The organism is Georgenia ruanii, assembly GCF_009193175.1.
Classification (GTDB): domain Bacteria; phylum Actinomycetota; class Actinomycetes; order Actinomycetales; family Actinomycetaceae; genus Georgenia; species Georgenia ruanii.
The window spans coordinates 67,360-80,427 of the sequence record NZ_VUKE01000017.1; the positions used below are offsets into that span (position 1 = coordinate 67,360).

The window sequence follows — 13,068 nt, forward strand, 5'->3', positions numbered from 1 at the left end:
GCCGCCGCTGCTCGGCCGCCCCGGCGCTCAGCGCGCCGCCGGCACCTCGGCCGCGAGGAAGTCCAGCAGCAGCTCGGTGATCTCCTCCGGTGCCTCCTCGGGGAGGAAGTGCCCGGCGCGGGGGGTGACGTGCTCGCGCAGCGGGCCGACGACGTAGCGGTGGTCGCGGGCGAAGGTGCGCCCCGGCAGCAGCCGGTCCTGGGCGCCGCGGACGCTGAGCACGGGCACCTGGACGGGCCGGCGGACGGCGGCCAGGTACCGCCGTCCGTCGGCGCGGGGCGTCGCGCGCACCAGCCAGCGGAAGTGCTCCATGGCGCTGTGCGCGGCGAAGGGCAGCCGCATCGCCTCGGTGTAGAGGTCCGCCTGCGAGGTCGCGCCGTCGTTGCCCGGCGCCGACCACTCCCGCAGCACGTCGCGCACCAGGGTGCCCTCGCGCACCGCGCGCTCGGGGAACCAGGGCAGCTGGAAGCGCGCGAGGGTGGACAGGGCGCGCAGCGGCATCCGGTTGCCCACCCGGTGCAGCGGCAGCGGGTGGGGGTTGGCGAGGACGGCGACGGCGCGGGTCAGGCGCGGCGCGAGCGAGGGCATCGACCAGGCCACGGTGCCGCCGAAGCCGTGCCCGACGACCACCGCGCTCGCCGCGCCGAGGGACCGGATGACGCCGGCGACGTCGCGGGCGAAGACGCCGGTCTCGTGGCGGTGCGGGGGCTTGTCGGAGCCGCCGAAGCCGCGCAGGTCCATGGCTGCCACCTGGTAGCCGGCCGCCGCCAACGCGGGGATCTGGTGGCGCCAGGACCACCAGAACTGCGGGAACGCGTGCAGCAGGACGACCAGCGGGCGGTGCGTCGAGGGCTCGCCGGCCAGCACCACGTGGAACTGGGCGCCGTTGGCGGAGACGTTGCGGTGCTCCCACGGACCGGGGACGAGCACACAGCTGGGATCGGCAACCACGCCTGGCACGGTAGCGGGTATCGGAGGACTTCAGAGCAGAGCGAGCACCGCCATGTACGTGCCCGTGCCGCCCACGATGCTCAGCAGGGCGTTGCGCCGCCACAGGTGCAGCGCGGCGGTGACGACGACGCCGGCCACCTCGGGCAGCCCGTGGGGCGCGGGGGTGAGGTCCACCGCCGAGAGGGTGTAGACCACGAGGATCGCCATGACCCCCAGCGGCATGGTCCGGCCCAGGAACGACACGAGCGCGGAGTCGCGCACCCGGCGCAGCGCCAGGAACGGCGCCAGCCGGAGGGCGTAGGTGACGGCGAAGATCACCAGGAGGGTGAGCAGGATGTGACCGGGTCTAGGCATCCGGGTCCTCCAGCCGGGCGGCCCCGCCGGCGGGCCCTGCGCCGGACCCGAGGTGGGCGCCCGGCTCCTCGGCGGCCGGCACGGTGCCGGGCTGGTCGGCGGTGGCGGCGGCCGGGACGGCCCGGTGGCGCTCGCCGGTTTCGGCGGCCCCGGCGATCGCGGCGCGGCGCCGGGCGCCCAGCGCGAAGCGCGCGATGAGCACCAGCACGAACGAGGTCAGCGCGATCACCAGCATGCTGCCCGGGGCGACCGCCAACGCGAGTGCCGCGCACGCCAGCGCGACGAGCAGGGTGGGCAGGTCCGGGGCGGCGCGGAAGGCGTCGATGGTGAGCACGACGAACAGGGCGGTCAGGGCGAAGCCCAGCCCTTCGGCGTCGAGGCCCAGGTGCGCGCCGAGCAGGGCGCCCGCGGTGGAGCCGGTGAGCCAGTACAGCTGGCAGATCACCTGCGTGGCGAGCACCCGCGTGCCGGTGAGCTCGTGCCGGGGCCTGGTGGCCAGCAGGGCGTAGGCCTCGTCGGTCAGCGCGTGGACGCCGTACAGGCGGCCAAGGGCGGAGCGGATCTTCAGCAGCGGGAAGCTCAGCCCGTAGAACACGTGCCGGAAGTTGACGAAGAAGGTGGTCGCGGCCACCTGGGCCAGCCCGACGCCGCCGGTGACCAGGCCGATGGCGAGGAACTCCATCGAGCCGGCGTAGATGAGCACCGAGAAGACCGGCGCCCACCACCACGCCAGCCCGCTGGTGGCGAGGAGCACCCCAAAGGCCGCGCCGAGCGGGAGGTAGCCCATGCCCACGCCGACGGTGTCCCGGGCGGCGAGCGCCACCTCGTGGCGGCGGTCCGGGCGCGCGGCGGCCGCGGGCGGGGTGGGCATGTCCTCAGGCTAAGCCGGGCCGCGCCGGCGGAGGCCGTGGTGCCCGCCACGGTCCGCATGCCGAGCAGCGCGGAGCACGTGGCCAAGCCGAAGGCTGAGTCAGGGTTCTCACTAGGTCTTCGGCCGCGGGTCGGCGCCTGGTGCCTGCCCACCTCGGCGTGGGCGACGCGGCCGGGCTGGTTTCACTCGGGCCCGTGGTGTACTTTCGGCAGGCAATGCCTGTCGGAAGTACACCACGGGCCCGCTCGGGCGACGCTGAAGCGGACGGCGCCGGTGGACTCGCGCGCACACGCGGCGCGAGGGTGGCCCGCACCGCTAGCGCTGCATGCCCTTGCTGATCTGGTCCATGACGGTCGAGTCCGCCAGCGTGGTGACGTCGCCGGCCTCGCGGCCCTCGGCGATGTCGCGCAGCAGGCGGCGCATGATCTTGCCCGAGCGGGTCTTGGGCAGCTCGGCCACCACCAGGATCGAGCGGGGCTTGGCGATCGGGCCGATCTCCTTGGCCACGTGGTTGCGCAGCTCGGCCACGACGTCCTCGCCCTCGCCGGCCTCGTCGGCCCGCTCGAGGGCGTCGGCGCGCAGGATGACGAAGGCGACGACCGCCTGGCCGGTGGTGTCGTCCTTGGCGCCGACCACCGCCGCCTCGGCCACCATCGGGTGGGAGACGAGGGCGGACTCGATCTCCGTGGTGGACAACCGGTGGCCCGAGACGTTCATGACGTCGTCCACGCGCCCGAGCAGCCAGATGTCGCCGTCGTCGTCCTTCTTGGCGCCGTCCCCGGCGAAGTACATCCCCGGGAAGCGGGACCAGTAGGTGTCGGCGAAGCGCTGCGGGTCGCCCCAGATGCCGCGCAGCATCGCCGGCCACGGGTCGGTGAGCACGAGGTACCCGCCGCCGCCGTTGGGCACCGGCTCGCCGCGCTCGTCGAGCACGTCGGCGCTGATGCCGGGCAGCGGCACCTGCGCCGAGCCGGGCTTGGCGGCGGTGACGCCGGGCAGCGGGGAGATCATGATCGCCCCGGTCTCGGTCTGCCACCAGGTGTCCACCACCGGGGTGCGGTCGGCGCCGATGGTGCGCCGGTACCACATCCACGCCTCGGGGTTGATGGGCTCGCCCACCGAGCCGAGCACCCGCAGCGAGGACAGGTCGTGCTTGCCGGGGTACTCCGCGCCCCACTTCATGCAGGTGCGGATGGCGGTGGGGGCCGTGTAGAGGATGGAGACCTTGTACTTCTCGACCAGCTCCCACCAGCGGTCCTTGCCGGGGGTGTCCGGGGTGCCCTCGTAGAGGACCTGGGTGGCGCCGTTGACCAGCGGGCCGTAGGTGACGTAGCTGTGCCCGGTGACCCAGCCGATGTCGGCGGTGCACCAGTACACGTCCGTCTCCGGCTTGAGGTCGAAGACGTGCTTGTGGGTGAAGGCGCACTGGGCGAGGTAGCCGCCGGTAGTGTGCAGGATGCCCTTCGGCTTCCCGGTGGTGCCGGAGGTGTAGAGGATGAACAGCGGGTGCTCGGCCTCGACGTCGACCGGGGTGTGCTCCGGGCTCGCGGCGGCGAGGGCGTCGGCCCCGCGCACGTCCCGGCCCTCGGTCCACGGCACGTCCTGGCCGGTGCGCTCGACGACGAGGACGTGCTCGACCGGGGTGCCCTTGGCCAGCGCCTCGTCCACGGCCGGCTTGAGCGCGCTGGGCTTGCCGCGCCGGTACCCGCCGTCGGCGGTGATGACCACGCGGGCCTCGGCGTCGTTGATGCGGCTGTGCAGCGCCTCGGCGGAGAAGCCGCCGAAGACCACCGAGTGCGGGGCGCCGATCCGCGCGCACGCGAGCATCGCGATGACCGCCTCGGGGATCATCGGCAGGTAGATCGCGACCCGGTCGCCGGTGCGCACCCCCAGGGCCGCGAGCGCGTTGGCCGCCCGGGAGACCTGCTCCTTGAGGTCGGCGTACGTCACGGTGCGGGTGTCGCCGGGCTCGCCCTCGAAGTGGATGGCCACCCGGTCGCCGTGGCCGGCCTCGACGTGCCGGTCGACGGCGTTGTAGGCGGCGTTGAGCCGGCCGTCGCCGAACCAGCGCGCCACCGGGGCGCCGGAGAAGTCCAGGACCTCCGTGAAGTCCTTGCTCCAGGTCAGCAGCTCGCGCGCCTGCTCGGCCCAGAAACCCTCCCGGTCCGCCGCCGCCCGCTCGTACAGGTCGGGGCCGGCGTTGGCCTGGGCGGCGAACTCCGGGCTGGGCGGAAAGGACCGCTCCTCGCGCAGCAGGTTCTCCAACCCGCCCCCGGGCGTCGCAGCAGTGGTCTCATGCTGGGACATCTGTGTCCTCCCTGTCATCGGTGGCCCGCTACAAGTGTGCACCGGCTCACATCGCTTTCCAGGGCAACATATCGAACCGGGGCCACCCGGCCCCATCCGGGGGGCAGCTCCTCTCGCGCTGTGCGCGAACATCCGCCCGCGCCGGGCTCGGCCAGCGCCGCCGGGCTCGGCGCGCGCCGACGGGCTCCGCCCGCGCCGCGACAGGCCTCAGCGCGGCCACGCTCGCCGTGCGGCCCCGGGGGTCACCTCCACGCCGGCGGGTGCGGTCGTGGCGTCAGCGCGAGCCGTGGCGGGCCGCGCCGCGGCCCAGGTCGTGGCGGGCGGCCTCGCGCCGGCCGTGCTCCTCGGCCCGGCCCAGGCGCCGGGCGCCGTGCGCGACGATCCCGACCAGCCCGAGCGTGAGCCCGGCCTGGGCCAGCCGGCCGCTCGGGCCGTCGGCGAGCAGGTGGTGCGCCACGTTCCCGCCGAGGTCGTTCAGGTCGCGCAGCCGGTCGAGGGCAGGGGCGAGCGCGTCCGCCGTCGGGCCGGGCAGGAGCACGAACGCCGCCCCGGCGAGGAGCACCAGGGCCCCGGTCACCAGGGCGCCGAGGGAGGACCAGCGGGCGGCCAGGACCACGACGGCGAGCACGAGCAGGCCGCAGACGAGCTCGACGACGGCGGCCGGCGCGAGGGTGCCGGTGGCCCACGGGCTGTCCTCGCCCAGGGTGAGGCGGGCGCCGGCGTCGGCGACGAGGTACCAGGCGACCGGCGCGAGCAGCAGGGTCAGCACGAGCGCCCACACGTGCGCCGCTGCGCGGGAGCGGGGGCGGGCCTCGCTGGCCCCGGCGAGGGCGACGTCGGCGGGGTCCGGGGCCTCCTGCCACCGGGCCCGCAGCCCCGGCACGGCGTCCTCGCGCGGCGGGAAGGCGGCGGTGGGCGGGGTCGGGTCCGCGGACGCGGGCACTGTCGTGGGCTCCGCCGCGGGCTCGGCGCCCGGCCCGGCGGGGGCGTCGTCCAGGCGGCCGAGCAGGCGCTGGCGGCGCACGGCGGTGGACTCGAGGTCGTCGACGTCGTGGGGGCGTGCCCGCCGGCCAGTGACGGCGGGATCCGCGGAGCCGGCGTGCTCCGGGCTGGTCTCGGGCGTGCTCACGGGGCCTCCTCGGGGTCCCTGCCACGGTATCCGGACGTGCGACGTCGCAGATGGGCGCCGCGCCGGGTGCCCCGAGGGCCGGGGTCAGGCGGCCACGAGGGCCAGCTCGGCGCGCTCGAGCCGCCGGCCGGACCGCCGCGCCCAGTGCGCGGCCCCGGCGCCGAGCACGACGACGACGCCGACGAGGAGCAGCTCACCGGTGCCGAGCGCCGAGACGACGGTCACGGTGCCGATGAGCGGCCAGAGCAGGTCGAGCAGCCACTCCTGGCCCAGGGTCGCCAGCGCCGCGGCGGCCGTGGGCAGCAGGTACATCAGCCACCCCGCGAGCTGCGGGCCCAGCGACGACCACGCCGCCAGGGCCAGGACCACGACCAGGAGGAGGCAGGCGAGCAGCAGCCACGGCTCACGCCAGGGGTGGGCGGCCCCGGTGAGCGCCAGGGTGAGGCTCAGGTCGTTGGCCGCCCGGCCCAGCAGCCAGATCGTCGGCGGGGTCAGCGCGAGCGCGACGAGGGTGCTCAGCGCGTGCGCCGCCACCCGGGTGCGCGGCGGGAGCGGCGGGGTGGGCGCCGCGGGGAGGTCCTCGAAGCCCGGCGGCGACGCCGCGGGCCGGGCCAGGGCCCGCTCCTGATGGCGGCCGGCCCGCCGGGCCAGGTGCGCGGCCAGCGCGGCCCCGAGCAGCGCGGCGCCGACCGCCAGCAGCGCGCCGGTGGCGGCGGGCTGGGCGAGCGCGGACCGCAGGGCGAGGCTGTCCGAGCGCTGCGCCGCCGTGGCGACCGTGCCGCCGGCGAGCCCGGGCACGGCGGCCCACAGGCCGGCGACGACCAGCGCGAGACTTGAGGCGAGGGCGGCCGCGGTGGCGACGACGGCGAGGAGCGCCGCGCCGAGCACCACCCAGCCCCACCCGGCGGCCGGGGAGGGGCCGGCGGCGCCGGGGGTGACGACGATCGGCGCGCCGTAGGCCAGCGCGAGCAGCCCGATCGGGGTGAGCACCAGGCCGACCACGACGGCGACGACGTGCGCCCGCAGCCGCGAGCGCGGCGGGACGGGGCCAGCAGGGGCTGCCTGCTCCTCGGTGCTCACATCTCTCCCTCCGGCCGGAGGGAAACTCTAACCCGCGGCCGGGTGCCGCCCGAGCGGGCTCCGGCTCACCCCGTGCTCCCGGCCCGGCGGCGCGCGCGGCGCAGCGCGTGCCGGCCGAGGGCGGCGAGGACCAGCACGAGCCCCACGGCCGTGGCCCCCACCACGCCCGATACCTCGTGGCGCAGCGGGACCGGGCGCCGGAAGCGGCGCACCTCCCAGCCCCGCTGCCGGGCCAGCCGGCGCAGGGCGCGGTCGGGGTTGACCGCCACGGGGTGCCCGACCGTCGTGAGCATCGGCAGGTCGGTGACGGAGTCGGAGTAAGCGGCGCAGGCGCCCAGCTCGTACCCCCGGCGGGCGGCCAAGTCGCGGATCGCCTCGGCCTTGGCGGCCCCGTAGACGAAGTGCGCGACCCGGCCCGTGAACCGCCCGTCCGCGACCTCCATCGTGGAGGCGACCACGTCGTCCGCGCCGAGCATCCGGGCGATGGGCCGCACCACGTCCGCGCTCGAGGCCGAGACGATGACGACATCGATACCGCGCCCGTGCAGGGCGGCGATGAGGTCGATCGCCTCGCGGTACACGCGCGGCCGGACGACGGTGCGCAGGGAGCCGTCGACCACCTCCGCGAAGCGGCGCACGTCCCAGCCCTCGACCATCCCGGCGAGCTGGGCCTGCGCCTCGGCGCTGTAGCGCCGGTCGGCCCGGACGAAGAGGGAGCGCAGGTCCGCCGCCGCCGCACGCAGCACCGCCGACCGGCTGAGCAGGCCCGAGGCCAGCAGCGGGCGCGCCAGGACCAGGGGTGAGGCGGTGGACAGGACCGTCCGGTCGAGGTCGAGGAAGGCCGCCGCCCGCGGGCCCGGTGGGTCCCCCACGGGGCTCAGACCTCGGTGGCCTCACCCGTCGGCAGCGGCCGGAACGTGGTGCCCTCGGGGGCGAACTCCGCGAACAGCCCGTAGGCCAGCCGGGTGGTCGCCATCGCCCGCTCGTGGATGGGCACCGCCACGCGGGGCTTCACGGCGCGGACGTAGTCGATGGCCTCGGCCAGCTTGAGCCAGGGGCCGCTGGTCGGCGCCCCGAGGACGTCGACCGCGGCGCCGGGGTCCGAGAAGGCGTCGCCGGGGTGGAAGAAGGCGCCGCCGTCGACGAGGTAGGCCGCGTTGGTGCAGCCGGGCCGGTCGGCGTAGATGACGGCATGCTCGCCGCCGCGCACGTCCACCGCCGCGCCGGCGAGGTCGAGGTGGTCGCCCGGGCGCGCGGTGCGGGCCTCGACGCCCAGCGTCGCGAGCAGCGGGGCGGTGTCGGGGTCGCAGACGACGGCGGCCCCCGGGTTCGCGGCGACGAGGGCGGGCAGCCGGTCGGGGTCGACGTGGTCCGGGTGCTGGTGGGTGAGCAGGATGGCGTCGAGGCCGCGCAGCTCCTCGAAGCCCTCCGACACGGTGCCGGGGTCGAACAGCAGCCGGGCGGCGCCGGTCTCGAGCAGGAGGCACGACTGGCCGAAGTGCGTGATCCGCATGCGCACACTGTCGCAGAGGCCCGGCCGCGCTGTCCCGCGAAGCGCCGGCCGGTGTGACCCGGGCCCCGCGCCCGCGCGTCGGGCGTCCGGGCGGTCCACAGGCGTCAGCGCGGCACCCCAGCCGTCCACAGGCCCCCGGCACGGGGCACCCCGCCCCCGGCACGCTGGCGAGGGGAGAAGGGGGACGGCGATGGCGCGCGACGGGGACGAGGCGGGGGCGGTGCTGCGCGGGGGCGACGCCGCGCTGGTGGCGCAGGTGCGGCGGCTCGCGGAGCTCGCCGGCGTGCCGCTCGCCGTCGCCGGGCCCGACGACCCGGCCCCCGGTTCCGCCCTCGTGCTCACCGCCGACGGCCCGCCCGGGCGGCTGAGCGTGCGGGCCGACCCGGCGCGCACGGCGGGCCCGCCCGGCGGCGCCCCCAGCGCCGTCGTCCTGCCGGCCGAGGCGGAGGCGCTGCTCGACCTGCTCGTCGCGGCCGCCAGCCGGCAGCGGGCCCGGGTCGTCGGCGTGCTGGGCGCCCACGGCGGGGCCGGCGCCTCCGTGCTGGCCGCCGCGCTGGCCCGGGCGGTGGTCGCCACCGGCGCCGCGACCGCGCTGGTCGACCTCGACCCTGCCGGCGGGGTCGACGTCCTCCTCGGGCTCGAGCACGACCCGGGCCAGCGGTGGGGCGATCTCGACGGCGAGCACGCGCTGCTGCCGCAGCGGCTCGCGCTTGCGCTGCCCGACTGGCACCTGGTGCGGGTGCTCTCGGGCGACCGGCGCGGCGGGCCGCCCGAGGAGGCGGTGGCCCTCTCCGCCGTCCGCGCCCTCGGCCAGGGGCACGACCTGCTCGTCCTGGACCTGCCGCGCCAGGTGCTCGGCCCCGGGCCCGACCGGGACCTGTGGCTGGGCTGGTGCGCCGACGTGGTGCTGGTGGCGCGCGGCGGCGTCCGGGGCGCGGCGGCCGTCGTCGCCGCGGCGCCGACGCTGGCCGGGCGCGCCCGCCCCCACCTCGTCGTGCGCGGCGGCGAGCCCGCCGCGGCGGCCGAGGTCGCCGGCGCCGCGGGCCTGGAGCTGGCGGCCCACATGCGCGACGAGCGGGCGCTGCCCGCGGGCATCGAGCACGGGGTAGCGCCGGGGGACCAGCGGCGCGGGCACCTGCGCGCCACCGCCCGGCTGCTGCTCGACCAGCTGGGGGTGGGACGGTGAGCGGCGCCGTGGAGCTGGCCCAGGTGCGCACGGCGCTGGCGCGTGGCGCGTCGCTGCCCGCCGCCCTCGAGGAGGGCGGCGGCGTGGGCGCGCGGGCGCTGCTGCGCCTGGACACGGCGGTGCGGGTCGAGCTGCGCGGCGCCGGGCCGGTGCTCCAGCCGCTGCTGGAGGACCCGGCGGTCACCGATGTGCTGGTCAACGGCACCGACGGGGTGTGGGTGGATCGCGGCGCGGGCCTGCAGCGGGTCCCCACGGACGCGGCCTTCGCCGACCCCGGGACCGTGCGGGCCCTGGCCACCCGGCTCGCCGCCGCCTGCGGCCAGCGCCTCGACGACGCCAGCCCGGTCGTCGACGGCTCGCTGCCCGACGGCACCCGGCTGCACGCGGTGCTGCCGCCGCTGTCCGCCGGCGGCACCCTCATCTCCCTACGCACCCACCGGGCCCGCAGCTTCACCCTGGCCGAGCTGGTCCGGTGCGGCACCGTCCCGGCGGACGTGGCGCCGGTGCTCCGGGCCCTCGTCGCCGCCCGGGCCAACGTGCTGGTCTCCGGCGCGACCGGCTGCGGCAAGACCACCCTGCTGGCCACCGTGCTCTCCCTGGTGGCGCCCGACGAGCGGATCGTGTGCATCGAGGAGGCCGCGGAGCTGCGCCCGGACCACCCGCACGTGGTCCACCTGCAGACCCGCCGGGCGAACGTCCAGCAGGTCGGGGAGGTGCCGCTCAGCGAGCTGGTGCGTGCCGCGATGCGGATGCGCCCGGACCGCCTGGTCCTCGGGGAGTGCCGGGGGCCGGAGGTCCGCGACGTGCTCGGGGCGCTGAACACCGGGCACGACGGCGGGTGGGCCACGGTCCACGCCAACACCTCGGCGGACGTGCCCGCCCGGCTGGTGGCGCTGGGCGCGCTCGCGGGCCTGGGCGCCCAGACCGTGGCCGCCCAGGCCGTCAGCGCCCTGGACGCCGTCGTCCATCTGCGCCGCGACGGCGGCGTGCGCCGGGTCGCCGAGGTCGGTGTGCTCGCCCGCAGCGGCGGGGAGCTGGTCTGCGCCCCGGCCCTGGTCATCGAGGGCGGCGCGGCCCGGGCGGGGCCGGGATGGTCACGCCTGGCCCGCCGCCTCGGCGGCGCCCTTCCGGACGGTGAGGCGGAGGGCGACGGCGCCCCGGTGCCACCCCCGCGCCGCGGCCGGCACGCCGCGGGACCCTCGTGACCGCCGCGGCCGTGGGCCTGCTCGTCGCGGTGGCGTCCTGGCTGCTGCTCGCCCCGCCGCGACCCCCGCGCCGCGCCCGGGCGGGGCGGGTGCGGCGGCCGGCGTGGCGCGATCGGCGGCGCCCGGGCCGGCCGGCGGAGGTGGACCTGGGCGTCCTGGTCACGGAGGTGGCCACCCGGCTGCGCACCGGGGCGCCGGTGGAGCGGGCGTGGGCCGAGACGCTGGCCCGCAGCGGCCTGAGCGCGCGAGAGCCGACCCGGACCGGCGTGCTCGGGGAGGGCGGGGTGCCGCTCCCGCTGGAGCGCCTGGCCGCTGGCGGTGCCGGCCGTGCCGGCCGCTCCCGTTCCGGCCGCTCCCGTGCCCGGGACGGGCCGCGCCTCGGGGCGGCGGCGATCGCCGCGCTGCCCGGGGCGCTGGCGGCCTGCCGGCTCACGCACGAGCTGGGCGCCCCGCTCGCGCAGGTCCTGGAGCGGTGCGCCCAGGGGCTGACCGAGGCCGGCCACGCCCGCGCCGCCCGGGCCGTGGCCCTCGCCGGGCCCCGGGCCACCGCCCGGCTGCTCGGCTGGCTGCCGCTGGTCGGGCTCGCCCTCGGGGCCGCCGTCGGCGCGGACCCGGTCGCCGTGCTGCTCGACGGCCGGCTCGGCACGGCGTGCCTGGTCGCCGGGGCGGCGCTGGTCGTGGCCGGGCGGCGCTGGGTCCGCGCCCTCGAGCGCGCGGCGTCCGCCGCGGCGGACGCGGGCGCGCCATGACGCCGCTCCTCGTCGTCCTCGCGCTGCTCGCGGCGCTGCCCTGGGCCTTGCCGGCCCGCGTGCTGCCGGCGGCGTCGGCGCGCCGGCCGGTCACCCGGGCCGCGCCCCGGGCCGTCGATGTCACCGTGCTCCTCGACCTGACCGACGCCGCCCTCGCGGCCGGTGCGTCGATCCCCCGCGCGCTGCAGGCCGTCGGCCGCGCCGTGGACCCGCCGGGCGCGGCCGGGGCGGCCCGCGGGAGGGCGGGGCGGGGAACCGCGGCCGGCCCGCACCCCGTCGGGCCGGCGCTGCGCCAGGCGGGGGCGGCGCTCGTGCTCGGCGCGCCGTGGGCCGAGGCGTGGCAGGCGGCGCCGGGGTGGCTGGCCCCGCTGGCCGACGCGCTCGAGCCGGCCTGGGTCGACGGCGCCGCGCCAAGCCCGCTGCTGCGCCGCGCGGCCGAGGCGGTGCGCGCCGACCGGCAGCGCCAGGCACAGGAAGCGGCCGCCCGGCTGGGGGTGCGCCTCGTGCTGCCGCTGGGGCTGTGCTTCCTGCCCGCGTTCGTCCTGCTGGGCATCGTGCCGGTGGTGGTGGCCGCCGGGGGCGGGTTCCTCGGCGGCTGACCGCCCGCGTCGGGATCGAGCCGGCGCGGTCCTGCCTGGTCGTCCACAGCCGCGGCCGGGCCACCGGCGGCGGGGGCGCGAACCCGAGCAGGCTCGTCATCGGCCGGCACGAGCCGGACCGAGGCGGCCCCTCGGGGCCCGACGGAAGGGGAGCGGGATGCAGGTACGACGACGATGGGGACGGGTGCGGGCGGCGCTGGACCGGCGGGTCGGGCGGCTGGTTGCCGACGGCGAGGCCGGCATGGCCACGGCCGAGTACGCGGTGGGCACGGTGGCGGCGGCGTCGCTGGCCGGCGTGCTCCTGGCCATCCTCAAGAGCGAATGGGTCCGGGAGCTGATCTCGGACCTCATCCGGTCGGCGCTCGGGCTGGGATGAGCCCGCGCCCAGCACCGGCGGCGGGCGCCGCACCGGCACCGCCGCCGGACCGGCGGGCGTCCGGCGGCGTGACCGCCGAGCTGGCCGTCGCCCTGCCGGGGGTGGTGCTGCTGCTCCTGGTGCTGCTCACCGCGGCCAGTGCGGCGCTGACCCAGGTCCGGGTGGCCGACGCCGCCCGGGCCGGGGCACGCGCCGCCGCTTTGGGGGAGCCCGCCGGGCAGGTCTCGGCGGTGGCCGCCCACCTGGCCGGTCGAGGCGTCGCGGTGCACGTGGGCCGCGAGGGCGGCTACGTCGTCGTGGAGGTGGCCCGCGACCTGCCCGGCCCGCTAGCGGTGGCTGGGCTGCGCGCCAGCGCGACCGCCCGGGCCCTGCCCGAGCCGGGGGAGCAGGGATGAGGACGCACGCCCCCGACCGGGGCGCCGGCACCGTCCTCGCGCTGGCGCTGGTGGCCGTGCTCGTCGTGCTGACGCTCGCGGTGGTGGGCCTGGCCCGCGCGGTGCACGCCCGGGCGGCGGCCCAGGCGGCCGCAGACCTGGCGGCGCTGGCGGCCGCCACCGCCCTGCGGGACGCGAGCGGTGACCCGTGCACGGTGGCGGCCGCGGTGGTGCGGGCCAACGATGCCGAGCCGGCCGGTTGCGCCGTGGCGGGCGCGGTGGTGGAGGTGGGCGCCCGGGTGGTGGTGCTCGGTCAGGCCGACGGCGTGCTCGTCGCCCGGGCCAGCGCCCGGGCGGGTCCGGCCCCGTGAGCT

Annotated in this window: 15 protein-coding genes; 7 read left to right on the forward strand and 8 right to left on the reverse strand. The window is 78.3% G+C overall.

Annotated elements, in window-relative coordinates; genetic code table 11:
- Positions 1-27: 27 nt before the first annotated feature.
- The 8 genes from GD880_RS15875 to GD880_RS15910 form a co-directional block, all read right to left on the reverse strand.
- Entirely contained in the window at positions 28-951 is a 924-nt protein-coding gene (locus GD880_RS15875; protein WP_152232587.1) for an alpha/beta fold hydrolase, read from the reverse strand.
- Positions 952-981: 30 nt separating this feature from the next.
- Positions 982-1,305: a branched-chain amino acid transporter permease gene (locus GD880_RS15880; protein ID WP_152232588.1), complete on the reverse strand. Its 324-nt coding sequence runs from the start codon at positions 1,303-1,305 to the stop codon at positions 982-984.
- The gene (locus GD880_RS15885; protein ID WP_152232589.1) at positions 1,298-2,176 is read right to left on the reverse strand and encodes an AzlC family ABC transporter permease; all 879 of its coding nucleotides are present in this window, start codon (positions 2,174-2,176) and stop codon (positions 1,298-1,300) included. The genes GD880_RS15880 and GD880_RS15885 overlap by 8 nt, the downstream gene beginning before the upstream one ends.
- Positions 2,177-2,491: 315 nt before the next feature.
- A complete protein-coding gene (gene acs, locus GD880_RS15890) occupies positions 2,492-4,483 on the reverse strand; it encodes an acetate--CoA ligase (protein WP_152232590.1) in 1,992 nt (663 codons plus the stop codon).
- Positions 4,484-4,757: 274 nt separating this feature from the next.
- The gene (locus GD880_RS15895) at positions 4,758-5,612 is read right to left on the reverse strand and encodes a hypothetical protein (protein ID WP_152232591.1); all 855 of its coding nucleotides are present in this window, start codon (positions 5,610-5,612) and stop codon (positions 4,758-4,760) included.
- 84 nt (positions 5,613-5,696) lie between these two features.
- Complete coding sequence (locus GD880_RS15900) at positions 5,697-6,692, reverse strand: hypothetical protein (protein WP_152232592.1); 996 nt, start codon at positions 6,690-6,692, stop codon at positions 5,697-5,699.
- A gap of 65 nt (positions 6,693-6,757) precedes the next feature.
- Entirely contained in the window at positions 6,758-7,564 is an 807-nt protein-coding gene (locus GD880_RS15905; protein ID WP_226909724.1) for an HAD family hydrolase, read from the reverse strand.
- A 5-nt stretch (positions 7,565-7,569) separates the two neighbouring features.
- Positions 7,570-8,205, reverse strand: a complete 636-nt coding sequence (locus GD880_RS15910; RefSeq protein ID WP_152232594.1) for an MBL fold metallo-hydrolase — start codon at positions 8,203-8,205, stop codon at positions 7,570-7,572.
- 190 nt (positions 8,206-8,395) lie between these two features.
- On the opposite strand from GD880_RS15910, the gene GD880_RS15915 reads away from it, so the two are divergent.
- From GD880_RS15915 to GD880_RS15945, 7 genes are all read left to right on the forward strand, one after another.
- Positions 8,396-9,391 (forward strand): hypothetical protein, encoded by a 996-nt coding sequence (locus GD880_RS15915; protein WP_152232595.1) that lies wholly within the window; start codon positions 8,396-8,398, stop codon positions 9,389-9,391.
- On the forward strand, positions 9,388-10,596 hold the full coding sequence (locus GD880_RS15920; RefSeq protein ID WP_152232596.1) for a TadA family conjugal transfer-associated ATPase: 1,209 nt from the start codon (positions 9,388-9,390) through the stop codon (positions 10,594-10,596). The genes GD880_RS15915 and GD880_RS15920 overlap by 4 nt, the downstream gene beginning before the upstream one ends.
- Positions 10,593-11,345, forward strand: a complete 753-nt coding sequence (locus GD880_RS15925) for a type II secretion system F family protein (protein WP_226909725.1) — start codon at positions 10,593-10,595, stop codon at positions 11,343-11,345. The genes GD880_RS15920 and GD880_RS15925 overlap by 4 nt, the downstream gene beginning before the upstream one ends.
- Positions 11,342-11,944 carry a type II secretion system F family protein gene (locus GD880_RS15930; RefSeq protein ID WP_152232597.1) on the forward strand — a complete coding sequence of 201 codons (603 nt, stop codon included), beginning with the start codon at positions 11,342-11,344 and terminating at the stop codon, positions 11,942-11,944. The genes GD880_RS15925 and GD880_RS15930 overlap by 4 nt, the downstream gene beginning before the upstream one ends.
- A 157-nt stretch (positions 11,945-12,101) precedes the next feature.
- Positions 12,102-12,320 (forward strand): DUF4244 domain-containing protein, encoded by a 219-nt coding sequence (locus GD880_RS15935; RefSeq protein WP_152232598.1) that lies wholly within the window; start codon positions 12,102-12,104, stop codon positions 12,318-12,320.
- Positions 12,321-12,388: 68 nt separating this feature from the next.
- Positions 12,389-12,715, forward strand: a complete 327-nt coding sequence (locus GD880_RS15940) for a TadE family type IV pilus minor pilin (protein ID WP_152232599.1) — start codon at positions 12,389-12,391, stop codon at positions 12,713-12,715.
- The gene (locus GD880_RS15945; protein ID WP_152232600.1) at positions 12,712-13,065 is read left to right on the forward strand and encodes an Rv3654c family TadE-like protein; all 354 of its coding nucleotides are present in this window, start codon (positions 12,712-12,714) and stop codon (positions 13,063-13,065) included. Before GD880_RS15940 ends, GD880_RS15945 begins: the two co-directional genes overlap by 4 nt.
- The last annotated feature ends 3 nt before the right edge of the window (positions 13,066-13,068 follow it).